The organism is Nocardioides ungokensis (assembly GCF_013466985.1).
GTDB lineage: Bacteria > Actinomycetota > Actinomycetes > Propionibacteriales > Nocardioidaceae > Nocardioides > Nocardioides ungokensis.
In genome coordinates this window covers 1,589,416-1,611,921 of sequence record NZ_CP059164.1, presented here as the reverse complement: position 1 = coordinate 1,611,921, position 22,506 = coordinate 1,589,416, and the positions used below count along the sequence as shown (strand labels likewise).

Annotated in this window: 22 protein-coding genes and 3 pseudogenes; 12 read left to right on the top strand and 13 right to left on the bottom strand. The window is 73.1% G+C overall.

Annotation, left to right across the window (positions count from 1 at the left end):
• The first annotated feature begins 127 nt into the window (after positions 1-127).
• Positions 128-1,039, top strand: coding sequence for a glutaminase (locus H0S67_RS07950; protein WP_219635561.1), 912 nt, complete (start codon positions 128-130; stop codon positions 1,037-1,039).
• 33 nt (positions 1,040-1,072) lie between these two features.
• Here the strand turns inward: H0S67_RS07950 and H0S67_RS07945 are convergent, their stop codons facing one another.
• On the bottom strand, positions 1,073-1,744 hold the full coding sequence (locus H0S67_RS07945; RefSeq protein WP_180936151.1) for a hypothetical protein: 672 nt from the start codon (positions 1,742-1,744) through the stop codon (positions 1,073-1,075).
• Positions 1,745-1,901: 157 nt separating this feature from the next.
• Between H0S67_RS07945 and H0S67_RS07940 the strand changes: the two genes are divergently transcribed.
• Together H0S67_RS07940 and H0S67_RS07935 are read left to right on the top strand one after the other, a co-directional pair.
• Positions 1,902-3,764, top strand: coding sequence for a sensor histidine kinase (locus tag H0S67_RS07940; protein ID WP_180936150.1), 1,863 nt, complete (start codon positions 1,902-1,904; stop codon positions 3,762-3,764).
• Positions 3,761-4,402 (top strand): response regulator transcription factor, encoded by a 642-nt coding sequence (locus H0S67_RS07935; protein WP_180936149.1) that lies wholly within the window; start codon positions 3,761-3,763, stop codon positions 4,400-4,402. The genes H0S67_RS07940 and H0S67_RS07935 overlap by 4 nt, the downstream gene beginning before the upstream one ends.
• A gap of 57 nt (positions 4,403-4,459) precedes the next feature.
• On the opposite strand, the gene H0S67_RS07930 is transcribed toward H0S67_RS07935, so the two are convergent.
• Positions 4,460-4,993 (bottom strand): ribonuclease H family protein, encoded by a 534-nt coding sequence (locus H0S67_RS07930; protein ID WP_180936148.1) that lies wholly within the window; start codon positions 4,991-4,993, stop codon positions 4,460-4,462.
• Positions 4,994-5,117: 124 nt separating this feature from the next.
• Between H0S67_RS07930 and H0S67_RS07925 the strand changes: the two genes are divergently transcribed.
• The 8 genes and pseudogenes from H0S67_RS07925 to H0S67_RS07905 all read left to right on the top strand — a co-directional run bounded on the left by H0S67_RS07925 (position 5,118) and on the right by H0S67_RS07905 (position 10,068).
• Positions 5,118-5,714 carry a 2-oxoacid:acceptor oxidoreductase family protein gene (locus H0S67_RS07925; RefSeq protein ID WP_180936147.1) on the top strand — a complete coding sequence of 199 codons (597 nt, stop codon included), beginning with the start codon at positions 5,118-5,120 and terminating at the stop codon, positions 5,712-5,714.
• Between the two features lie 149 nt (positions 5,715-5,863).
• Positions 5,864-6,010 carry a hypothetical protein gene (locus H0S67_RS27940; RefSeq protein WP_219635560.1) on the top strand — a complete coding sequence of 49 codons (147 nt, stop codon included), beginning with the start codon at positions 5,864-5,866 and terminating at the stop codon, positions 6,008-6,010.
• Positions 5,962-6,320, top strand: a pseudogene (gene porA / locus H0S67_RS27935) (pyruvate ferredoxin oxidoreductase); the annotation flags it as partial. The gene H0S67_RS27940 and the pseudogene porA, both read left to right, overlap by 49 nt.
• Positions 6,321-6,574: 254 nt before the next feature.
• Positions 6,575-6,964, top strand: a complete 390-nt coding sequence (locus H0S67_RS27930; protein WP_425489925.1) for a hypothetical protein — start codon at positions 6,575-6,577, stop codon at positions 6,962-6,964.
• A gap of 9 nt (positions 6,965-6,973) precedes the next feature.
• Positions 6,974-7,189, top strand: a complete 216-nt coding sequence (locus tag H0S67_RS23295; RefSeq protein WP_219635557.1) for a hypothetical protein — start codon at positions 6,974-6,976, stop codon at positions 7,187-7,189.
• A pseudogene (locus H0S67_RS24695) lies at positions 7,156-7,626 on the top strand (thiamine pyrophosphate-dependent enzyme); the annotation flags it as partial. The gene H0S67_RS23295 and the pseudogene H0S67_RS24695, both read left to right, overlap by 34 nt.
• Positions 7,627-7,972: 346 nt before the next feature.
• Positions 7,973-9,601, top strand: coding sequence for an NAD(P)-binding protein (locus tag H0S67_RS07910; RefSeq protein ID WP_180936146.1), 1,629 nt, complete (start codon positions 7,973-7,975; stop codon positions 9,599-9,601).
• Positions 9,602-9,702: 101 nt separating this feature from the next.
• Positions 9,703-10,068 (top strand): cupin domain-containing protein, encoded by a 366-nt coding sequence (locus H0S67_RS07905; protein WP_180936145.1) that lies wholly within the window; start codon positions 9,703-9,705, stop codon positions 10,066-10,068.
• Here H0S67_RS07905 and rocD read toward each other — a convergent pair.
• From rocD to H0S67_RS07855, 11 genes and pseudogenes are all read right to left on the bottom strand, one after another.
• Complete coding sequence (gene rocD / locus H0S67_RS07900; RefSeq protein WP_425489898.1) at positions 10,050-11,291, bottom strand: ornithine--oxo-acid transaminase; 1,242 nt, start codon at positions 11,289-11,291, stop codon at positions 10,050-10,052. The two genes, H0S67_RS07905 and rocD, sit on opposite strands and share 19 nt — an antisense overlap.
• Positions 11,288-11,749, bottom strand: a complete 462-nt coding sequence (locus H0S67_RS07895; RefSeq protein ID WP_180936144.1) for a hydrogenase maturation protease — start codon at positions 11,747-11,749, stop codon at positions 11,288-11,290. The genes rocD and H0S67_RS07895 overlap by 4 nt, the downstream gene beginning before the upstream one ends.
• Positions 11,746-13,059, bottom strand: coding sequence for a Ni/Fe hydrogenase subunit alpha (locus tag H0S67_RS07890; protein WP_219635556.1), 1,314 nt, complete (start codon positions 13,057-13,059; stop codon positions 11,746-11,748). Before H0S67_RS07890 ends, H0S67_RS07895 begins: the two co-directional genes overlap by 4 nt.
• A gap of 9 nt (positions 13,060-13,068) precedes the next feature.
• Positions 13,069-13,872 carry an NADH-quinone oxidoreductase subunit B family protein gene (locus tag H0S67_RS07885; protein ID WP_180936143.1) on the bottom strand — a complete coding sequence of 268 codons (804 nt, stop codon included), beginning with the start codon at positions 13,870-13,872 and terminating at the stop codon, positions 13,069-13,071.
• Positions 13,872-14,729: an FAD/NAD(P)-binding protein gene (locus H0S67_RS07880; protein WP_219635555.1), complete on the bottom strand. Its 858-nt coding sequence runs from the start codon at positions 14,727-14,729 to the stop codon at positions 13,872-13,874. Before H0S67_RS07880 ends, H0S67_RS07885 begins: the two co-directional genes overlap by 1 nt.
• Complete coding sequence (locus tag H0S67_RS07875; RefSeq protein WP_219635554.1) at positions 14,719-15,195, bottom strand: cyclic nucleotide-binding domain-containing protein; 477 nt, start codon at positions 15,193-15,195, stop codon at positions 14,719-14,721. The genes H0S67_RS07880 and H0S67_RS07875 overlap by 11 nt, the downstream gene beginning before the upstream one ends.
• On the bottom strand, positions 15,188-16,375 hold the full coding sequence (locus H0S67_RS07870) for a 4Fe-4S dicluster domain-containing protein (protein ID WP_180936142.1): 1,188 nt from the start codon (positions 16,373-16,375) through the stop codon (positions 15,188-15,190). The genes H0S67_RS07875 and H0S67_RS07870 overlap by 8 nt, the downstream gene beginning before the upstream one ends.
• Before the next feature lie 90 nt (positions 16,376-16,465).
• Positions 16,466-17,851, bottom strand: a complete 1,386-nt coding sequence (locus H0S67_RS07865) for an NAD(P)/FAD-dependent oxidoreductase (RefSeq protein WP_180936141.1) — start codon at positions 17,849-17,851, stop codon at positions 16,466-16,468.
• A complete protein-coding gene (locus H0S67_RS07860) occupies positions 17,752-18,942 on the bottom strand; it encodes an aminotransferase class III-fold pyridoxal phosphate-dependent enzyme (protein ID WP_246355208.1) in 1,191 nt (396 codons plus the stop codon). Before H0S67_RS07860 ends, H0S67_RS07865 begins: the two co-directional genes overlap by 100 nt.
• Positions 18,927-19,088, bottom strand: a pseudogene (locus tag H0S67_RS26540) (aminotransferase class III-fold pyridoxal phosphate-dependent enzyme); the annotation flags it as partial. The gene H0S67_RS07860 and the pseudogene H0S67_RS26540, both read right to left, overlap by 16 nt.
• A gap of 94 nt (positions 19,089-19,182) precedes the next feature.
• On the bottom strand, positions 19,183-20,718 hold the full coding sequence (locus H0S67_RS07855; protein ID WP_180936140.1) for a CoA-acylating methylmalonate-semialdehyde dehydrogenase: 1,536 nt from the start codon (positions 20,716-20,718) through the stop codon (positions 19,183-19,185).
• 124 nt (positions 20,719-20,842) lie between these two features.
• Here H0S67_RS07855 and H0S67_RS07850 point away from each other — a divergent pair, with 124 nt between their 5' ends.
• The gene (locus tag H0S67_RS07850) at positions 20,843-22,441 is read left to right on the top strand and encodes a PucR family transcriptional regulator (RefSeq protein ID WP_246355207.1); all 1,599 of its coding nucleotides are present in this window, start codon (positions 20,843-20,845) and stop codon (positions 22,439-22,441) included.
• Positions 22,442-22,506: the final 65 nt, after the last annotated feature.

Sequence of the window (22,506 nt, the reverse complement as noted above, 5' to 3'; positions counted from 1 at the left end):
AGACGGGGTGGCCCGCCCGGCGCCGGCTCGCGCGGAGCGGCGTCCTCGGCAGCTCCTTGGGGAGCCTGCCACCTGCGTCCGGAGCCCGGCCCGACGGCTCGACCCTGCCTGCGCGAGGATGACGGCCGTGGAGATCGAGGACGCCCTGGTGCGCGCGCAGGAGGCCGCCGCCCCCGAGGTGGGCAGCGGCCGGGTCGCCGAGTACATCCCCGGCCTGGCGGCTGTGGATCCGCTCCAGTTCGGGATGGCGGTCGCCTCCTGCGACGGCGAGGTGTACGCCGTGGGCGACGCGGACGTGCCGTTCTCGGTGCAGAGCATCAGCAAGGTCTTCACGCTCGCGCTGGTGATCGCCGCCGAGGGAGAGCGCATCTGGGAACGGGTGTCGCGCGAGCCGTCGGGCAACCCGTTCAACTCCTTGCTCCAGCTCGACCAGGAGGCGGGGCGCCCCCGCAACCCGTTCATCAACGCGGGAGCCCTCGTCGTCACCGACCGGCTGCAGTCGCTGACCGGCGACGCGTTCGGCACGCTCCGCGACCTGATGCGTCGGGAGAGCGGCCGCGGCGACGTGGACATGGACCCGGACGTCGCCCGGTCGGAGCTCGAGGCCGGGCACCGCAACTCGGCGCTCGCTCACCTGCTCGCCAGCTACGGCAACCTGGAGTGTCCCGTCGACCGGGTGATCGAGCAGTACGTCGCGCAGTGCGCACTCTCGATGACCTGCCGCGAGCTGGCCCTCGCCGGGCTCTTCCTGGCCCGCGACGGCGTGCTCTCGGACGCGACCCGGCTGCTCAGCGAGCGGGAGGCGAAGCGGGTGAATGCCGTGATGCTCACCTGTGGCACCTACGACTCGGCCGGCGACTTCGCCTACCGGGTCGGCCTGCCGGCCAAGAGCGGCGTCGGCGGCGGCATCCTGGCCGTCATCCCCGACCGAGGTGTCGCCTGCGTGTGGAGCCCGACGTTGGGACCCAGCGGCAGCTCGGCAGCGGGGTTGGCGGCGCTGGACGCCTTCACCACGTACTCGGACTGGACCGTCTTCTGATCCTCTCCCGGCCGCCCCTTCCCGGCGGCGGAGTCACGCGATGCGCTGGGCCTCGACGGGGGTCGCTGCGGCGGTGGGCCTGGCCTGCCTGCGGGCGAGGATGACCGCGGTGCCGATCAGCCAGAACGGGAGCAACAGGTAGTTCACCAGCCCGCCCGGAGGGATCCCGGCGGCACCCAGGGCGCTGAGTGCCCCCATCACGAGCGTGACGATCGCGAACCACCGCGGGAGCACCGCGTTGCCGAGGCCCGCGAGGCCGGTCGCGAGCAACGTCGTCGCCAGGCCGATGCCCATGCCGGCGAAGCCGAAGTAGCCCACGAAGCTGAGGACGTGCAGGGCGGCGTCGTCCTTGGCGTCGGCAGCCCCGTTGATCAGTCCCCAGCTCCACATCACCATCTGGGAGAGCCCGGCCGAGGCGAGCAGCAGCCCGCCGTACGCGATGCTGGAGTAGGTCGCCTCGCCTGCCTCGGCCGACCGCAGCCGGCTGCGGAGCGCGGACGCGAAGAACACCAGGGCGATGCCCATGACGACCAGGCAGCCCACCGCGGCGTAGTTGAGGGCCAGGTGGTCGTGGATCGTGGCCGTGGTCGCCTTCCCCGGACTGTCCGCGGCGTCGAGGTGGAACAGGGACGCCTGGCCGATCCAGGCGAGCCCGGCGATGGCTCCGGTCCAGGGGAGGAACCTTTCGAACGTGCTGAGCGGCATCTCTCCGCTCCCTTCTGACAGGTGGTCGGCGGCTCTCGCCGACCCGGCAACGGTCGCCGGGCTGCCGACCCGGGGGCACGGTGCCGGAGTCCCGGGTCGCCCGGGAAGTGTTCCCGGGACGGGTGACGTGAGCCTCTGCGGACGGGAGACTGAACGCATGTTCTACGCAGCCGTCGCGCTGTCGACGGCCATCCCGGTCGTGCTCGGGCTCCTCGTCGTCCGCGCCGGCCAGGTGCGGATCGGCTGGCTGCTGGTGGCCCAGGGAGTGTCGGTCGGCCTGCTGCTCGGGGGTTCTCGGACGACCAGCACCAGCACGGCGGGCCTGGTCGCTGACCAGCTGCTCTCCGGGAGCTGGATCTTCCTCTTCCTGTGGCTGGTGCTGATCGCCTACCTCCTGCCCGACGGGTATCCGCTCAGCGACCGTTGGCGGAGGTGGGTGCTGACCGGGCTCCTCGGGGCGGTGCTCTTCCTGGTCGGCGCCGCCGGTGACCGGTCAGGGTTCCGACAGGAACACGGCGGTCGGGCTCCCCCGCTCGCGTGGCTGCCGCCGTTGGTCTCCGGCCTGCTCGGCTCGATCGGCCTGGCGCTGGTGGTGGCACTCTTCTTCGGGTCCGCGGTCGCCATCCGCAGCCGGCTGCGTGGCTCGGCCGGCGAGGTGAGGGTGCAGCTGCTGTGGCTGGTCTGGGGCTCCCTCGCGGTGCCGATCGGCCTGCTGGTCGTCTGGGCGAACCACTTCGTGCTGGGCGACCATGGGTGGCTCACCGATCTCACGCTCACGCTGGTCGGTGTCTGGCTCCCGGTCACCATCGCGATCGCGATCCTCCGTCATCGCCTCTTCGACATCCAGGTCGTGCTGAGCCGGACTCTCACCTACGGGAGCCTGGTGGTCGGGGTGGTCGCTCTCTATGCGCTGCTGCTCCTGGTCGCCGAACGGCTCGGTGGCAACAGCAGCGCGGGCGGCCTCGTCGCGGTCGCCGTGGTCGCGGTCGCCGTGCAGCCGGCGTACTCCTGGTTGCGGCAGCGGGTCGAGCGTTGGGTGTACGGCTACCGCTCGGAGCCGAACCGGGCCCTGCGGCTGCTCGCGGACCGCGCGGACGCCGCCGGCCCCGAGTCGCTGGGCGCGGCGGTCACCGAGGCGGTCGCCGAGGCGCTGCACGTCGACCGGGTCCGGGTCGTCACCGGCGACGAGGATGCCGACGCGTGCGTGGTCCGGACGCCGCTGGTGCACCGGGGCGAGCAGCTCGGCGACCTGGCGGTGGAGGTCCCTCCGGGCCGGCGGCTCTCCACGGCGGACCTGTCCCTGCTCCGGGACCTGGCGAGATACGCCGCGGTGCTGGTCCGCTCCGAACGGCAGGGACAGCAGCTGCGCGAGTCCCGGGCGCGGATCGTGGCCGGTCGCGAGGAGGAACGGCGTCGGCTCCGCCAGGACCTGCACGACGGGGTCGGTCCGTCGCTGGCCGCGATCGTGCTCAAGCTGAACGCAGCCCAGTCCCGCGCCGACGGTGCCGAGCGGTCCGCCCTCCTCGCCGAGGCGCGTGACGAGGTGCGGGACGCGATCGCCGAGGTACGACGGGTCGTCGACGACCTCAGGCCCCCCGCGATCGACGAGGTGGGCCTGCTCCCGGCGATCCGTCAGCGGGCAGCGGCCCTCTCCGCGGGGTTCACCACCGAGTTCGCCGGACCGGATCCGATGCCCCCGCTGCCCGCAGCGGTCGAGGTCGCCGTGTTCCGGATCGCGTCCGAGGCGATGGCCAACGTCGCCCGCCACGCCGGGGCAACACGGTGCCGGATCGAGGTCAGGGTCGACGACCGCCTCGAGCTGACGGTCGCCGACAACGGTCGCGGCACGGACGCCGCGACCGGCCGAGGGGTCGGCTGGAGCTCGATGCAGGAACGAGCGGCCGAGCTCGGCGGCAGCTGCACCATCGCCAACCGTGCCGAGGGCGGCCTGCTGGTCCGGGCCGTGCTGCCGATCGGGCAGCACGGAGCGGCCCGGGCCGACGTGGAGGCACTCGCGTGACCCGCGTGCTCGTGGCCGATGACCACCCGGCGTTCCGCCGGGGGCTGGACCTGATGTTGCAGGGCCTCGACGGCGTGGAGCTCGTCGGGGAGGCAGAGACGGGACAGCGCGCGATCGAGCTCGCGGAGGAGCTGTCCCCCGACGTGATCCTGATGGACCTGCGGATGCCCGGCCTGGACGGCCTCGAGGCGACCCGCCGGATCACCCGCAGCTCGCCCGGCGTGGCCGTCGTCGTCCTCACCATGTTCGAGGACGACGACTCGGTGTTCGCGGCGATGCGGGCCGGCGCACTCGGCTACCTGCTCAAGGGTGCCGAGCAGGACGAGATCGTGCGCGCGATCCGGGCTGCCGCCGCCGGGGAGGCGATCTTCGGTCCCGAGGTCGCACGGCGGGTGATCGCGCACTTCGCGACCGGCCCCGGTTCGGCACCCGCCGCGTTCCCGTCACTGACCGAGCGGGAGCGAGAGGTGCTCGACCTGGTCGCCGCCGGCAAGGGCAACGCCACCATCGCGCACGAGCTGATGATCAGCCTCAAGACCGTGCGCAACCACGTCTCCAACATCTTCACCAAGCTGCAGGTGTCCGACCGGTCGGCCGCCATCGTCAAGGCCCGGGACGCCGGTCTCGGTGGGGGCTGATGCCGACGGGTCAGGGCGAAGGGCCGAGCGAGGGGGCCGTCGACGGCGTGGGGGCGCTCAGAGGCCGCTGAACAGGTCCGGCTCGTCGTACGACGCGGCGGGGAACTCCTCGGGGTGGCGCGTCACGGCGCCCTCGAAGCCCGGGCCCGGAGCCGGAGCCACGCCGCCCTTCCACGACGCAGCCGCGCCGTTGGCCAGGCGGTCGGCCGCCTCGTTGAGCGGGTGGCCCGAGTGGCCCTTCACCCAGGCGAACTTCACCCGGCGGCCGGACATCGCCTCGTCGAGGGCCTTCATGATCTCGACGTTGAGCACCGGCTTGCCGTCGCCCTTCTTCCAGCCGCGGCGCTTCCAGCCGGCCATCCACTTGGTGACCGAGTTGATCACGTAGGTGCTGTCGCAGTAGACGAGCAGGTCGTCGGCGAGGTGGGCGGTCTGCTGCAGCAGGTCGAGCACCGCCGTGAGCTCGGCCTTGTTGTTCGTCCCGTGGGCCCAGCCGCCCGCCGCCCAGCAGGTCTCGTCGACGTACCAGCCCCAGCCGGCGGGACCTGGGTTGCCGAGCGCCGAACCGTCCGCTGCCGCAATGATCGTCACGGGCGCATCCTTTCATCGCCCGCACGGCCCGATCTCGTGGGGCCGCACCGTCCTCCGGGACCGGGCCCAACGGCCCTAAGCGCGCCCCGGGCCAGCACCTAGCCTCCGTGGAGAGGAGGCCGCGATGTTCGCTGTTCGCATCCACGGTCGCGGGGGCCAGGGTGCCGTCACCGCGGCCGAGCTGCTGTCCGTGGCGGCGTTCGACGAGGGCCGCCACGCTCAGGCGTTCCCGACCTTCGGGTCCGAGCGCACCGGCGCGCCGGTCGTGTCGTTCTGCCGCATCGACGACCGGGCGATCCGGCTCCGTGAGCCGATCACCGACCCGGACGCGCTGATCGTCCAGGACCCGACGCTCCTCCACCAGGTCAACCTGTTCGCCGGGCTCAAGCCGGACGGCTTCCTGGTGCTCAACACCTCGCGCACCCTCGAGGAGCTCGGGCTCGGGGACCTCGTCGACGGGCTCAGGCGCGACCACGTGGTCACCGTGCCCGCCACCGAGCTGGCGCGCGAGCACCTCGGTCGCCCGCTGCCCAACGCGGCCCTGCTCGGTGCGTTCGCCGCGCTCACCGGCCAGGTGTCGCTCGGCGCGGTGTGCGACGCGATCAGCGACCGGTTCCCGGGCGAGGTGGGCGTCGGCAACGCCCGGGCCGCCCGGGCCGCCCACGAGCACGTCCGCAGGTCGCTGGGGTCTACGGCAGGCGGGAGGGTGGCCGGTGCTTAGCCAGATCGAGGGCTCGCAGGCCGTGGCCCGCGCCGTCACGCTGTGCCGGCCGGAGGTGATCGCGGCGTACCCCATCTCGCCGCAGACGCACATCGTGGAGTCCCTCCGACCGGGTCCGCACCGGCGAGCTCACCCCCTGCGAGTACCTCATGGTCGAGTCCGAGTTCGGCGCGATGTCGGCCTGCATCGGCGCCTCCGGCGCCGGCGCCCGCACCTACACGGCCACGTCGAGCAGGGCCTGCTGTTCATGGCCGAGGCGCTCTTCAACGCCTCGGGCCTCGGGCTGCCAGTCGTGATGACGGTGGCCAACCGCGCCATCGGCGCGCCGATCAACATCTGGAACGACCACTCCGACGCCATGTCGATGCGCGACTCCGGCTGGATCCAGCTCTACGCCGAGTCCAACCAGGAGGCGCTGGACCTGCACATCCAGGCCTACCGGCTGGCCGAGTACCTCTCGTGCCCGTGATGGTGTGCATGGACGGCTTCGTGCTCACCCACGCCTTCGAGCAGGTCGACCTGCCCACCCAGGAGCAGGTGGACGCGTTCCTGCCGTCGTTCGTCCCGCAGCAGGTGCTGGACCCCGAGGACCCGGTGACGATCGGCGCCATGGTCGGGCCGGAGGCCTTCGCGGAGGTGAAGTACCTCATGCACGCCAAGCAGATGGCCGCGCTCGACGAGATCCCGCTCATCGCCGACGACTTCCGCGAGGCGTTCGGCCGCAGCTCCGGCGGGCTGCTCAAGCCCTACCGGCTCGACGACGCCGAGACCGTCGTCGTCGCCCTCGGCTCGGTGCTCGGCACGATCGAGGAGGTCGTCGACGGCCTGCGGACGAGGGCGTCCCCGTCGGCGTCCTCGGCATCACCTGCTTCCGCCCGTGGCCCGTCGCCGAGGTGCGCGAGGCGCTCAGCCAGGCGACCCGCGTGGTCGTCGTCGAGAAGGCGTTCGCGGTCGGGGCCGGCGGCATCGTGGGCCAGAACACCCGGGACGCCACCCGCGGCCTCCCGGTCGAGGTGTACGACGTCGTGGCCGGCCTCGGCGGCCGCCCCGTCACTCGCGCATCCCTGCGCGGGCTCCTCGACGACGTGCTCGCCGGGCGGGTCGACCCGCAGCGGCTGCACTTCCTCGACCTCGACCTGGCCCTCGTCCAGCGCGAGCTCGAGAGGTCCCGTCGCGGCAAGCGGCCGGGGCCGCACGCGGAGCACATGCTGCGCGACATCGGCACCGTCGCGTCCGGCGCCTACGAGTAGGAGACGACCGTGGCGTTCCAGGAGATCAAGCTCTACCAGACCGGCACCTTCGTCGCCGGCAACCGGCTCCTCGACCCCGAGCAGCGCTCGGTGCAGGCCCGGATGGGCCGCTCCAACTCGCTCACCTCGGGCCACCGGGCCTGCCAGGGCTGCGGCGAGGCGCTCGGGGCGCGCTACGTGCTCGACGCGCGATGCGCGCCACGGACGGGAAGCTCCTGGCCGTGAACTCGACGGGGTGCCTCGAGGTGTTCTCGACCCCCTACCCCGAGTCGTCGTGGCAGCTTCCGTGGCTGCACTCGCTGTTCGGCAACGGGCCGGCCGTCGCCGCCGGGGTGGCGGCAGCGCTGCGGGCCAGGGGCCGCGACGACATCCGGGTCATCGGCCAGGCCGGCGACGGGGGCACCGTCGACATCGGCTTCGGCACGCTGTCGGGGATGTTCGAGCGCAACGACGACGTCCTCTTCGTCTGCTACGACAACGAGGGCTACATGAACACCGGCGTCCAGCGGTCCGGCGCCACCCCGCCCGCCGCGACCACCGCCAACACCAAGGCGCTGGGTCCCGAGCCCGGCAACGCCTTCGGCCAGGGCAAGAACGTCCCGCTCATCGCGATGGCCCACGAGATCCCGTACGTCGCCACCGCGACCGTCGCCGAGCTGCGCGACCTGGAGTACAAGGTCGAGCGGGCGATGAGCTTCCGCGGCGCCCGCTACCTGCACGTCTTCGTGCCCTGCCCGCTCGGCTGGGGCGCGGCCTCCGCCGACACCATCAAGCTCGCCCGGCTGGTCAAGGAGACCGGCATGTTCCCGGTCTTCGAGGCCGAGCGCGGCGAGGTGACCGAGGTGTCCAGGATCCGCAGGCAGGTCCCGGTCGAGGACTACCTGCGCCCCCAGCGGCGCTACGCCCATCTCTTCGGCGATCCCGGTCGGCCCGACAGCGTGGCGCGGCTGCAGGCGAGCGCCGACCGCAACATCGCCCGCTTCGGGCTCCTCCCGGAGGGGACGCGTGATGGAGAAGCCCTTCGCGATCACCCTCGACATCGGCTCCAGCCGTGCCAACAAGACCGGCTCGTGGCGCACCGAGCGCGCGGTCTACACGAACCGGATGCCGCCGTGCAACGACGCCTGCCCGGCCGGGGAGAACATCCAGGGCTGGCTCTACGAGGGTGAGGAGGGCGGCGCCGGCTACGAGCGCGCTTGGCGGCGGATCATGGAGGACAACCCGTTCCCGGCGATCATGGGCCGGGTCTGCTACCACCCGTGCGAGACCGCATGCAACCGCGGACAGCTCGACGAGGCCGTCGGGATCAACTCCGTCGAGCGGTTCGTCGGGGACGAGGCCATCCGGCAGGGCTGGACGGTCTCGGTCGACGTGCCGCCGACCGGCAGGCACGTCCTCGTCGTCGGTGCCGGGCCGTCCGGCCTGTCCGCGGCGTACCACCTCGCCCGCCGCGGCCACACCGTCACGATCCGGGAGGCCGGCCCGATGGCCGGCGGCATGATGCGGTTCGGGATCCCCCGCTACCGCCTCTCCCGCGACGTGCTGGACGCCGAGGTCCGGCGCATCCTCGACCTCGGGGTCACCCTCGAGCTCGACGCCAAGGTGACGGACCTGATGGCGCTCAAGGACGAGTACGACGCGGTGTTCCTCGCCGTGGGCGCCCAGCTCGGGAGGCGCACCTACATCCCGGCCGGCTCGGCCGCCCACGTGCTCGACGCGGTGGACATGCTGCGAGACCTGGAGACGGGCGAGAAGCCGCTGCTGGGCCGGAAGGTCGCGGTCTACGGCGGCGGCAACACCGCCATGGACGCGGCCCGCACCGCCAAGCGGCTCGGCGCCTCCGAGGCGGTCGTCGTCTACCGGCGCACGCAGGATCGGGCGCCCGCCCACGAGTCCGAGCTCGCCGAGGCCGAGGACGAGGGCGTGCTCTTCAAGTGGCTGACCACCATCAAGCAGGTGGACGCCGGCAAGCTGGTCGTGGAGCGGATGGAGCTCGACGACTCCGGCTTCCCTCAGCCCACCGGTGAGCTCGACGAGCTCGACGCGGACTCGCTGGTGCTGGCGCTCGGCCAGGAGACGGACCTCTCGCTGCTCGATGGCGTGCCCGGCCTGGTCGTCGACGACGGCGTGGTCGCGGTCGGGCCGGACCTGATGACCGGCTGTCCGGGGATCTTCGCCGGCGGCGACATGGTGCCCTACGAGCGCTCCGTCACCGTCGCGATCGGCCACGGCAAGCGAGCGGCGCGCCACATCGACGCGTGGCTCTCCGGCGCCGCCCCGGAGCCGGTCGCGCGCCCGGCCCCGGCCACCTTCGACACCCTGAACACCTGGTACTACGCCGACGCCCCGCGGTCGCACCGCGCCGTGCTGGACCGGGCCCGGCGCGAGTCCACCTTCGACGAGGTCGTGCTCGGCCACGACGAGTCCACTGCGCTCCTGGAGGCCCGGCGGTGCATGTCGTGCGGCAACTGCTTCGGGTGCGACAACTGCTACGGGGTGTGTCCCGACAACGCGGTGATCAAGCTCGGCCGGCCCGGCGAGAGCTATCTGATCGACCTCGACTACTGCAAGGGCTGCGGCCTCTGCGTCGCGGAGTGCCCCTCCGGCGCGATCCAGATGTTCCCCGAGGAGATCTGACCGCAGCTCGCGGCGGCGCGGGGTCCCCGGGGCTTTCGCCTCTGTCAGCGCCTCGACCGGTCGTGCTGGGCTGCCACCGGGGGTGACCACGAGGAGGAGGAATGACAACAGCAACGATCGACACCCACAACATCGACGCGCCCGACGAGACGCGTCCCTTCAAGGCACACGGCCACATGGACGTCGTCACCATGGGTGACTTCACCCTCGGGCGCGGGGTCTTCGAGGCCGGGTGGCGCTGGTCCGAGGACGTCAAGCCGATCGCCGGGACCGAGAGCTGCCAGGTCCGGCACACCGGCTTCTGCCTCTCCGGCCAGATGCTGGTGCGGCACGACGACGGCACCGAGGTCACCATCAACGCCGGTGACGTCGTGCTGATCGAGCCGGGCCACGACGCCTGGACGGTCGGCGACGAGGCGTGCGTCCTGCTGGACACCGGCGTCGCCGCCTACGCCAAGCCGGACTGAGTTCTCGACAGCGGGGGCCGGGCGGCCAGCTCCTCGACCGCGTCGGCCAGCTGCTCGAGCCCCCACGCCAGGTCCTGCTCCTCGATCGTGAGCGGCGGCGAGATCCGCATCGACGACCCGTGGGTGTCCTTGGCCAGCACGCCTCGCCTCGCCAGCGCCTCGCACAGGTCACGGCCGGTGCCGAGCGCCGGGTCGAGGTCCACGCCCGCCCACAGGCCGCGCACGCGTACGCCGACCACGCCGCGACCGACCAGCGGCTCGAGCCCCGCTCGCAGGGTGCCCTCGAGGGCTGCGGCCCGGCGCTGGGGCTCCCCCGTCTCCAGGAGCCTGATCACCTCGCGTCCGACGGCGGTCGCGAGCGGGTTGCCGCCGAAGGTGCTGCCGTGGCTGCCGGGCGTGAGGACCCCGAGGACGTCGCGGTCGGCGACCACCGCGGAGAGGGGGACGATCCCGCCGCCGAGGGCCTTGCCGAGGACGTAGACGTCGGGGACCACCGACTCGTGGTCGCAGGCGAACGTCCGGCCGGTGCGCCCGAGCCCGGACTGGATCTCGTCGGCGACCATGAGGGCGTCGTGCGCGACGCAGAGGCGACGGACCTCGGCCAGGTAGCCCGGAGGAGGCAGGATGACGCCGGCCTCGCCCTGGACCGGCTCGACGAGCACAGCCGCGGTGGTGTCGTCGAAGGCGGCGGCCAGCGCCTCCGCGTCGCCGTACGGGACGGACCGGAAGCCTGGCGTGTACGGCCCGTAGTGGGCCTTCGCCACGTGGTCGTCGGAGAAGCTGACGACGCTGATCGTGCGTCCGTGGAAGTTGCCGCCCATGACGATCACGCTCGCCGTGCCATCCGGGATGCCCTTCACCTCGTGCCCCCAGCGGCGGGCCACCTTGAGCGCGGTCTCGACGGCCTCGGTCCCGGAGTTCATCGGCAGCACGACCTCCTTGCCGGCCAGCGCCGACAGCTCGGCGCAGAAGGGGCCGAGCTGGTCGTGGTGGAACGCGCGGCTGGTCAGCGTGAGGCGGTCCAGCTGCTCCCTGGCCGCAGCCACCAGTGCGGGGTGGCGGTGCCCGAAGTTCAGCGCGGAGTACGCCGCGAGGAAGTCCAGGTAGCGGTGCCCCTCGTCGTCGCTCAGCCACGCGCCCTCGCCGTGCGTGACCATCACCGGCAGCGGGTGGTAGTTGTGCGCCCCGTGGACGTCCTCGAGCTGGATCGGGGTGACGTTCACCGGTCCACCCGCTCCCGCAGCGACTCCACCACCGCGCGGACGGCGTCCTCGAGGCGGTCGCGGACCCGGTCCGACACCGCTGCCCCCACCTCGACGCCCTCCGCCTCGATCCCGACGAGCGTGAGCCGGCGCGGGAGCCGCCCGAGCGCCCGGGCCAGCTCGACCGCCTCGACGACGCCCAGCCCGTGGGAGCCCAGCGCCACGGGGTCGCGGTGCAGGGGGGCGGGGCCGACCCGGATGACGTGCACCGTCCCCGGGCGTCCGCGGCTGCTCCGCACGGCGTCGACGACCACGACGTCGTCGCGCCCGGCGAGGTGCTCGACCAGGGCCAGCGGCTCGTCGTGGGTCACCACGTCCACGTCCGCCAGCCCGAGCCGGGCGACGCGCTCGGCCACGAGCGGCCCGACCGCGTCGTCGCCCCGCGACGGGTTGCCGATCCCGACCACGAGCGCGCTCATGCCTCGTCCACGGTCAGGTCGAGGAAGTGGGTGGCGCAGGAGATGCACGGGTCGTAGTTGCGGATCGCCTGCTCGCACTGCCGGGTCAGCTCCTCGGTGTCGAGGTGCAGCCGGGCCTGCACGAAGCCGCGCAGGTCGGACTCGATGCTGGCCTGGTTCTGCGAGGTGGGCGGCACGATCTGCGCGCTGACCACGGTGCCGTCCGCGGCCAGCTCGTAGCGCTGGTAGAGCGTCCCGCGGGGCGCCTCCGTCGCGCCGTGGCCGGTGCCGGCGCGCGCCGGCACCTCCACGGCCGGGGCTGCGTCGGTGGCCGGGCCGTCCGACCAGTCGTCGATGATGCGCAGCGCCTCCTCGCAGGCCACGACGATCTCCACGGCCCGCACCACGATGGAGCGGAACGGGTTGCGGCAGGTCGCCCCGAGCCCCGCGGCGTCGGCCGCCTGGCGGGCCGTCGGCGGGAGCCGGTCGTGGTTGAGCGTGTAGCGGGCGAGCGGCCCGACGACGTACGGTCCGGCGTCCCGCAGCCGCGCGTGCAGCGCGTTGGAGTGCGCCACGTGCTCCTCGGCCACCCAGTCGCCGAACGCGTCGACCCCGAAGGCGTGGCCGCTGCTCGTGACGAAGGACCCCGCCTCGATCGGGTAGTCGTGGTCGGTGCGCAGGGAGACGTACTCGTGGTCCTGCTCGAAATCGGGGAACTCGAAGCCCGAGGCCATGGTCACGGTTGCGAGCGCGTCATCGAGGGCGCCCTGCAGCCGCGGCCGCAGGGCCCGCAGCTCGGCCCTGGTGGGGAACCGGTAGAAGCCGCCCACCTTGACGTTGACCGGGTGGACGGCACGTCCGCCCACCAGCGTCATCAGTGCGTTGCCGGCCTGCTTCAGCCGCAGCCCGCGCTCCACCACGTCGGGGTGGTCCGCCGCCATCTCGATGGCGCCGGGGTAGCCGAGGAAGTCGGGAGCGTGGAGCAGGTAGACGTGGAGCGTGTGGCTCTCGATCCACTCGCCGCAGTAGAGCAGGCGGCGCATCAGGGCGATGTCCCGCGGGATGTCGATCCCACAGGCGTCCTCGATCGCGTGGCAGGCGCTCATCTCGTAGGCGACCGGGCAGATGCCGCAGATCCGGGAGGTGAGGTCGGGCGGCTCGGTGTGCCCACGCCCGCGCAGCATGGCCTCGAAGAACCGCGGCGGCTCGTAGATCCGGAGCTGGACGTCGGTGACCAGGCCGTCGTGCACGACCACCCGCATGGCGCCCTCGCCCTCGACCCGGGCCAGGGTCTCGGCGGTGAGCTCCCGTCTCCCGTCCCTCCCCCACACCCTTGTGCGTCATCGTGCGCCCCCTGCTGCGGACGGGTGCCGCTCGCTCTCTGCAGCGAAGGCGGGGGCCGCGGCGTTGAAGGTGCGGAAGACGCGGTGCACGTCCCGCTCCGGCATCCCGAGCTCGACCAGCCGTCCGCTCAGCGACCCGGTGTTGGTGGTGTCGGCGGGGCCGAAGCAGCCGTAGCAGCCGCGGTCGTACGACGGGCACAGCGCGCCGCAGCCGGCGTGGGTGACCGGTCCCAGGCAGGGCGTGCCGTGGGCGACCGTGACGCACACGTTGCCCCGCCGCTTGCACTCCACGCAGACGCTCTCGGCGGTGACCCGGGGCCGGCGTCGCTGCACGAACGCCGCGATGACCTCGAGCAGCTGGGCGCGGTCGATCGGGCACCCGCGCAGCTCGAAGTCCACGGGCACGTGGGCGGAGATGGGGGTGGAGGTCGCCAACGTGTCGACGTACTCGGGCCGCGCGTAGACCACGGCGCGGAACTCGGCCACGTCGGCGAAGTTCCGCAGCGCCTGGATGCCGCCGGCGGTGGCGCAGGCGCCGATCGTCACGAGCCGCCGGGAGCTCGCACGCACCTGCTGGATCCGCGCCGCGTCACCGGCGGTCGTCACCGATCCCTCGACCAGCGAGAGGTCGTAGGGCCCCTCGACGACCGCGCGTGTCGCCTCCGGGAAGTAGGCGATGTCGACCCGTCCCGCCAGCTCGAGCAGCTCGTCCTCGCAGTTGAGCAGGGTGAGCTGGCAGCCGTCGCAGCTGGCGAACTTCCACACCGCGAGCGTCGGCCTGCGGGCCTCCACGGTGGTCATCACAGCTCCCGGATGCCGAGCTGCGGCCGGACCGCGTCGAGGGACAGCACCGGCCCGTCCACGCAGAGCAGGTACTCGCGCAGCTGGCAGTGGCCGCACAGGCCCACGCCGCATCGCATGTTGCGCTCCAGCGAGAGCCGGACCTGCGAGGCGGGCACGCCCCGCGCGGTCAGCTCGGCGCCGACGAACCGCATCATCACCTCGGGACCGCACACCAGCGCCAGCGTCCGGGGGGCGTCGAACGCCGCCGCCCGGACCAGCTCGGTGACCAGCCCGACCCGCCCCGGCCAGGAGGTGGCCGCCCGGTCCACGATGACCGCCACCTCGGTGTCCGGCTCGGCCGCCCACTCCTCGAGGTCATCCCCGAAGAGCAGGTCGTCCTCGGTCCTGGCGCCGTAGAGCACGTGCACCCGTCCGAACCCGGACCTGGCCCGGACGACCTCCAGCACCGCGGCCCGCAGCGGCGCCAGGCCGATGCCGCCGGCGACGACCACGACGTCGCCACCGCGGGCGTCCGACACGCCCCACCCCCGGCCGTAGGGCCCGCGGGCGCCGAGCACGTCACCCACCTCGGCCGCGCAGAGGGCCCGCGTCACCCCGCCCACGTCGCGGATCGTGTGCACCAGCAGACCCGGCCGGGCGGGGTCCCCGCTGATCGAGATCGGCACCTCGCCGACCCCGAACGCCTGCAGCATCGTGAACTGCCCCGCAGCGAACGCGAGGCCGTCGCCGTCGAGCGGCTCCAGCTCGAGGGTGACGGTGTCGCTCGTCTCGCGCCGGTTGGCGACGACGCGGAAGGGCCGCGGCAGCAGGGCGTCGGCCGCGGCGGTGGCAGGATCCGCGACGTCAACCGGCACGATCGGTCCCGTAGAGGTCGAGCAACCGGATCCGCGCCGACTGCAGCCGCTGGTACATCACCCCGGCCACCCGTTGCATCAGCGCGTAGCCCAGGGCCGGGTCCTGGTCGCACTTGTCGCGCAGGCACGACGCGTCGACGGCGACCGCGGACACCTCCTGGGTCGCGCGGGCGTCGAAGAACCACCGGTACGGCGGGACCAGCCACGACCAGCCGACCACCCCGCCCTCGTCGACGGTGTCGACCACCATCTCGGTCCGGCCGGGCCCGTGCACGTCGAGCGCCACCCGACCTCGTCGTACGACGAAGAAGCGGTCGGCCGGGTCGCCCTGGCGGAAGAGGTACTCCCCCGGCCGGTAGTGCACGTTGCGCGCACACCCGACCAGCATCCCGACGGTGTCCTCGTCGAGGCCGGCGAAGAAGGGGTGCTCCGCCAGCAGCTCCTGCAGCGACCGCACGTCAGCCACCTCCGCCCTGCTCGATCGGGGTCTGCTCGATCGGGGTCTGCTCGGCCGTGGGCCGCGGGTCGGCCCGGATCGCCGCGACCTCCTCGGTGATGTCGATGCCGACGGGGCACCAGGTCAGGCAGCGACCGCAGCCGACGCAGCCGGAGGTGCCGAACTGGTCGATCCACGACGCCAGCTTGTGGGTCATCCACTGCCGGTAGCGGGACTTCGTGCTGCTGCGGACGCTCCCGCCGTGCAGGTAGGAGAAGTCCGAGGTGAAGCAGGAGTCCCAGACCCGCCAGTGCTCGGCCGTGTCGCCCGCCAGCGAGGTGTGGTCCTCCGCCGACGTACAGAAGCAGGTGGGGCAGACCATCGTGCAGTTGCCGCACGACAGGCACCGGCTCGCGACGTCGTCCCAGCGAGGGTGGTCGGCGTTGTCGTAGAGCAGGGTCCGGATGTCCGTGGTGTCCATGGTGCGGCCCATCCGCCGCGTCGAGCGCTCGACGACCTCGTCAGCGGCCACGACCTCGCCGTCGGCAGCCGGTCGCGAGCCGAGGCGGTCGAGCACGGTCCTCCCGCGCTCGCTCCCCGCGCGCGCCAGGAACGTGTGCTCGTCCCCGAGCAGCTCGGTCAGCGCGAGGTCGAAGCCGGACTCGGCCCGCGGCCCGGTGCCCATGGACACGCAGAAGCAGGTCCCGCTGGGGTCGGAGCACGACACCGTGACGAGGAAGGCGTCCTTGCGGCGGGCGGCGTAGTGGACGTCGGGAAGGGCGCGTTCCTGCAGGACGCGATCGTGGATCGCGACGGCGTGCAGGTCGCAGGCGCGGATGCCGAGGATGGCGTACGGCGGGTCACCGAGGCCGCCACTACCCTCGCCGGCAGTGATGGAGAACCCGTCGGCCGTGCGCGTGCCCGACCACATCAGCTCGCGGGACGGGAACAGCACCGACTTCCAGCTGATCGCGTCCGCGGCGTACCCGAAGAGCGCCTCGTCGTCGCGGCGCCGCAGCCGGTAGCTCCCCGGCTCCTGGGTGTCGCCCCATCCGCGGGGCAGGTCGTCGACCGTCGTCACGCGCCCGGGGACCACGGCGCCGGCGCGGACGGTGGGACCCAGGACGGTGTAGCCCTCCGCTGCGAGCAGGTCCACCAGGGCCTGCAGTCCGGCGAGGTCGAGGGCGACGGCGGACTCCACGTCGGTCATGTCCGCCCCCCCCTGCTCTCCGAGGTCAGTCTGGGGAGGTGCGCGACGTCCTGGCTAGGGACCTCTGACCGTTGCCTTCGTGGGCGGTGCTCACGAGTCGAACCCCAGCCCGAGCCGGTCGAGCAGCCGGAGCCAGAGGTTCCGGCGCCCGGTCGCGTCCTCGTGGGCCAGCGACCAGCGGGTGAGCTGGATGCCCAGCCAGGCCAGCGGTTCGGGCGGGAACGGCACCGGTCGGGTGCGGACCATCCGGAGCCGGGTGCGCTCGGTGTCGGCGCCGGCGAGCAGGTCCAGCATCACGTCGGCGCCGAAGCGCGAGGCGCCGACGCCCAGGCCCGTGAAGCCGGTCGCATAGGCGACCCGCCGCCCGCGGGTGACCCCGAAGAACGCGCAGAAGCGGGTGCACGTGTCGATCGCCCCGGCCCAGCGGTGGGTGAAGCGGACGCCGGCGAGCTGGGGGAAGGTCTCGGCGAAGTGCCGGGCCAGCGTCTCGAAGGTCGCCGGCCGGTCCTCGTGCCCGGCGTCGACCGAGCGGCCGTAGTGGTAGACCGCGTCGTAGCCGCCCCACAGGATGCGGTCGTCCGGTGTGAGCCGGTAGTAGTGGAACTGGTTGCCGGTGTCGGAGATGCCGACCCGGTCGGTCCAGCCGATCTCCCCGAGCTGGGCAGCCGTGAGCGGCTCGGTGGCGAGCACGTAGTCGTAGACCGGCACGATCGAGAGCCGCAGCCGCCGCAGCAGCGGACGGAAGACGTTGGTGGCCAGCACGACCTGGTCGGCGTGCACCTGCGCGTGCGGCGTGCTGACGACGACGCGGCCGCGCTCGGTGCGGACGTCCGCGACCGGGGTCTGCTCGGCGATCCGCACCCCCAGGCCCTCCGCGACGCGGGCCAGTCCCCACGCCAGGCGGGCGGGGTCGAGGGTCGCGCAGTCGTCGCGGGAGACGCGGCCGCCCAGGTACGTCGGGGAGTCGACGACCCGGCGCACCTCCCCCGCGGCGAGGAAGCCCGCGACGTCCGGCTCGAGGGCCGCCACCTCGTGCGGGCGGGTGGCGACGGCGAGCGTCCCGGACCGGTCGAAGCCGCAGTCGATGCCGTGCCGCTCGATGGTGGCGGCGATCTCGTCGAGGTTCCGCAGGCCGAGCCGCTCCAGCTCGTCGTACTCCTCGGGCCAGCGCTGCCGGCCGTTGGCCTCGCCGTGGGTGAGGCTGGCCTCGCAGAAGCCGCCGTTGCGGCCGGTGGCGTGCTCGGCGATCCGGTCGGCCTCGAGCAGCAGCACCCCACGAGCGGGGTCGCGCTCCTTGGCCCGCACCGCCGCCCAGAGCCCGGTGAAGCCGCCCCCGACGATCACCAGCGGGACCGCCAGGCCGTCGTCGGCCCCGGTCAGCGCCGGCCGCGGCGCGGGCCGTCGCGGGGAGTCCAGCCACAGCGGCCGGAGCACCGACCCCGCGAGCATCGCCCGCGCCCCGCCCGGGTCAGGCATCCGGGCGCGCGCGGGGTGAGCGCGCGGTCGAGCATGTCGAGGCCGGTGCGGGCCTCCTCCGCGGAGATGGTCAGCGGCGGGACCACGTGGATCCGGTTGAAGTTGGCGAAGGGCAGCAGCCCCTCCTCCCGGCACGCCTTCAGGACGGCCGCCATCGCCGGGCTGCTCCCGCCGTACGGTGCCAGCGGCTCGCGCGTCGCGCGGTCGGTCACCAGCTCCAGGGCCCAGAAGACACCGGTCCCACGCACCTCCCCGATCCACTCGTGCCGGCCGGCGAGCTCGTGCAGGCCGGGTCCGAACACCTCCTCGCCCAGCGCCGCGGCGTGCTCGACGACCCGCCTCCTCCTCCCTCCATCACCTCGATGGTGGCGACGGCCGCCGCGCAGGCGAGCGGGTGGCCGGAGTAGGTCAGGCCGCCGGTAGGGCCGCTCCGCGAAGGTCTGGTAGATCGGCTCGCTGATCGCCACCCCGCCGAGGGGCACGTAGCCGGAGTTCACCCCCTTGGCGAAGGTGAGCAGGTCGGGGACCACGTCGTCGTGCTCGATCGCGAACCACCGGCCGGACCGGCCGAAGCCCGACATCACCTCGTCGGCGACGAGCATGATCCCGTGCCGGTTCGCAGAGCTCACGGACCCGCTGAGGTAGCCCGGCGGCGGGATCATGATGCCGGCCGTGCCCGGGATGGACTCCAGCACGATCGCGGCGATCGTGCTCGGCCCCTCGAGGGCGATCACCTGCTCGAGGTGCGCGAGCGCGCGCTCGCACTCCTCGGCCTCGGTGCTTGCCGAGAAGGCACTGCGGTAGAGGAACGGACCGAAGAAGTGCACGGTCCCGGTCGAGGCGGTGTCGTTGGCCCAGCGACGCGGGTCTCCGGTGACGTTGATCGCGAGCTGGGTGCCGCCGTGATAGCTGCGGTACGTCGAGAGCACCTTCTGCCGGCCGGTGTAGCCGCGCCATCCGGATCGCGTGCTCGTTGGCGTCCGCTCCCCGTTGGTGAAGAAGATCCGGTCGAGCCCCTCGGGGTGTGCGAGGCGATGAGCCGCGCCGCCTCCGACCGGGCGCTGTTGACCGTCGAGGGCGCGATCGTGCACAGGGTCGCGGCCTGGTCCTGGATGGCCCGGACGATCCGCGGGTGCTGGTGGCCGAGGTTGGTGAAGACCAGCTGGGAGGTGAAGTCGAGCAGCCGGTTGCCGTCGCCGTCCCAGAGCCATGAGCCCTCGGCCTTGGTCACGACCATCGGGTCGAGGGTCGCCTGGGCCGACCAGGAGTGGAAGACGTGGCGGCGGTCGAGCTCGTAGGCACGCGCGACGTCGTCGTGGGCGGTGTGCGTCTCAGTCATTCTGCGGGAACCCCAGCTCGAGGCCACCCTCGGGACGGGCGGCGGGATTGATCCAGCGCGAGGTCACGACCTTGCCGCGCGTGAAGAAGTGCACGCCCTCGGTGCCGTGGGCGTGGGTGTCGCCGAAGAGCGACCGCTTCCAGCCACCGAAGGAGTAGTAGGACACCGGCACCGGGAGCGGGACGTTGACGCCGATCATGCCGACCTCCACCTCGTTCTCGAAGCGTCGTGCGGCCCCGCCGTCGTTGGTGAAGATGGCCGTGCCGTTGCCGTACTGGTTGCTGTTGACCAGCGCCAGCGCCTCGTCGTACGACGCCACCCGGACCACGGAGAGCACCGGGCCGAAGATCTCCTCGGTGTAGATGTCCATGTCCGGCGTGACGTGGTCGAAGAGGGTCGGCCCGAGCCAGAACCCGTCCTGCTCGCCACGGGCCTCGACCTCCCGGCCGTCGACGACGACCTTGGCGCCGGCCCGCTGGCCGGACTCCACGAAGCCGGCGACCCGGTCGCGGTGCGCGCGGGTGACGAGCGGGCCCATGTCGGACTCCTTGTCCTCACCGGCGGCATCCGAGCGTCCGTCACCGATGACGAGGGTGCGGGTGCGGTCTGCGATCCGGGCGACGAGCTCGTCGGCGACCGGCTCGACGGCGACCAGCACGCTGATCGCCATGCAGCGCTCGCCGGCGCTGCCGTACCCGGCGTTGACCGCCGAGTCGGCGGCAAGGTCGAGGTCGGCGTCGGGCAGGACCACCATGTGGTTCTTGGCGCCGCCGAGGGCCTGCACGCGCTTGCCGGTGCGGCTCGCCTGCTCGTAGACGTACTCCGCGATCGGGGTGGAGCCGACGAAGCTGATGGCCGCCACGTCGGGGCTCTGCAGCAGCGCGTCCACGGCGACCTTGTCGCCCTGCAGCACGTTGAAGACGCCGTCGGGGAGACCGGCCTCCTTCCAGAGGGCGGCCAGCCAGAGCGAGGCCGACGGGTCCTTCTCGCTGGGCTTGAGGACGACCGTGTTGCCGGCCGCGATCGCGACGGGGAAGAACCACATCGGCACCATGGCCGGGAAGTTGAACGGGCTGATGATGCCGACCACGCCGAGCGGCTGGCGGGTCGAGTGCACGTCGACCCCGGTCGACGCGCCCTGCGAGTGGCCGCCCTTGAGCAGGTGCGAGATGCCGCAGGCGAACTCGACGACCTCCTGGCCGCGGGCGATCTCGCCGAGGGCGTCGGAGTGGACCTTGCCGTGCTCGGCGGTGATGATCGCGGCGAGCTCCTCCTTGCGGGAGTTCAGCAGCTCGCGGAAGGCGAACATCACCTGCGTTCGCCGCGCGAGCGAGGTCTCGCGCCAGCTGCGGGCCGCGCGGCTCGCCGCCGCGATGACGTGCGCGGCGTCCTCCTCGCCGGCCAGCGCGACCCGGCCGGTGACGCGGCCGGTGGCGGGGTTGGTGACGTCGGCGGCCCGGTCCGAGGCGCCCGCGAAGGGCGCACCGTCGGCCCAGTGCCCGATCGTGGGCACGGTGGTGTCGGTCATGTGATCTCCTCCTGGGTGACCCGTCCATCCTGTCGCAGCGCCAGCGCCGACCGGCTCGACAGAATGTACGATCGAGGGACCGATCCCGACGATCTGTCGGGCACTCACCCACCGGAGCCGCCCCGTGCCCGACGTGACCGTCCGTGACGTGCTGGCCATGCCGGTGATCCGGGGCGCGGAGCCGACGGTGCTGGCCGGCGAGGACGAGCTCGACCGGCGGGTGCGGTGGGTGCACGCCACCGAGCTCGCGGACATCGCCCCGCTGCTGCGCGACGGTGACCTCGTGCTGACCACCGGCATCGCGCTGCCCGACAACGAGCGCGGGCTCACGTCGTTCGCCGAGAGCCTCGGTGAGGTGGGCGCCGCCGGGCTGATGGTCGAGCTGGGGCGACGCTGGCGGCACCAGCTCCCCCCGGTGCTCGTCGAGGCCTGCGGGCGCATCTCGCTGCCGCTGGTGCAGCTGGCGCGGGTGTCCCGGTTCGCCTCGATCACCCAGGCCGTGGGCGAGCGGGTCGTGGACGAGCAGCTCGCCGAGCTGCGCGACGCCGAGCGCGTGCACGAGACGTTCACCGCGCTCAGCCTCGCCGAGGCGGACCCGACCGAGATCCTCACCGCGGTCCAGCGGCTGGCCGGCGCCGCCGTGGTCCTCGAGAGCGAGCAGCACCAGGTCCTCGACTACCTCGCCGGCCCCGGCGACGTGGCCGGCTTCCTCGACGACTGGCAGGCCCGGTCGTCCCGTGTCGAGCTGCCCGGCCGGACCGTGTGGGACGAGCAGCAGGGCTGGCTGCTGACCCGGCTCGGGCCGCGCGAAAGGGGTTGGGGGCGCCTCGTCCTCCAGGCGCCGGCACCGCCCTCGCAGCGCCAGATCGCGCTGGTCGAGCGGGGCGCCGCCGCGCTGGCGCTGCACCGCCTCCACGACCGCGACCGCGACAACGTGGTCCGGCGGACGCACCACGAGCTGCTGCTGGCCCTCCAGTCCGATCCCACCGCGGAGGACGTCGTACGCCGCTGCGAGCTCGCCGGCTTCCCCACCGCCCGGCGAGGCTACGTGGGCCTGACGATCCGACCCCGTCCGGCGATGGACGGCACCGGCGCCTCGAGCCGGCGGTCCTCCGGCGGCGAGGTGCTCGCCGCGGTGGTCCACGCCGCGCACGAGAGCAGGACCCCGGCCCTGATCAGCGAGATGGACCACGACGTCCGGGTCCTGCTCGCGGTCGCGCCGAACGCCTCCGAGGCGGCGACCGTCGATCGGCTGGCCACCGACCTGGCACGTCGCCACCAGGTCGTGGTCGCCGCCGGCCGCGCCGCGGCCTCGCTCCAGGCCGCGGACCGCACCCTGCGCGAGTCCCGGCAGGTCGCGGACGCGGTGCGTCCCGGGACCGCCGACCGGTCGGTGCACCGGCTGGAGGACGTCCACCTGCGCGGGCTGCTCGCCCTCTTCGGCGACGACGACCGGCTCCGGCTCTTCGTCGCCCGCGAGCTCGACCCGCTGCGCCGCCACGACGAACAGCACGGCACGACCCTGCTGGACGCGCTGCGCGCCCTGGTGCAGCACCCCGCGAGCAAGTCGGACGCGGCCGCGAGCCTGCACCTGTCGCGCCCCGCCTTCTACGCCCGGCTGGCCAAGATCGAGTCGCTGCTGGGTGCCCGTCTCGACGACCCCGACATCCGGGTCTCGCTGCACGCCGCGCTCATCGCGGACGAGCTGGTCGCCGGCTCCTGACCGTCCGGCAGATCTCCCCTCGGCAGACGAGTCGCGCGGCCCCGTGGTCCCGATAGCGTTCCGGC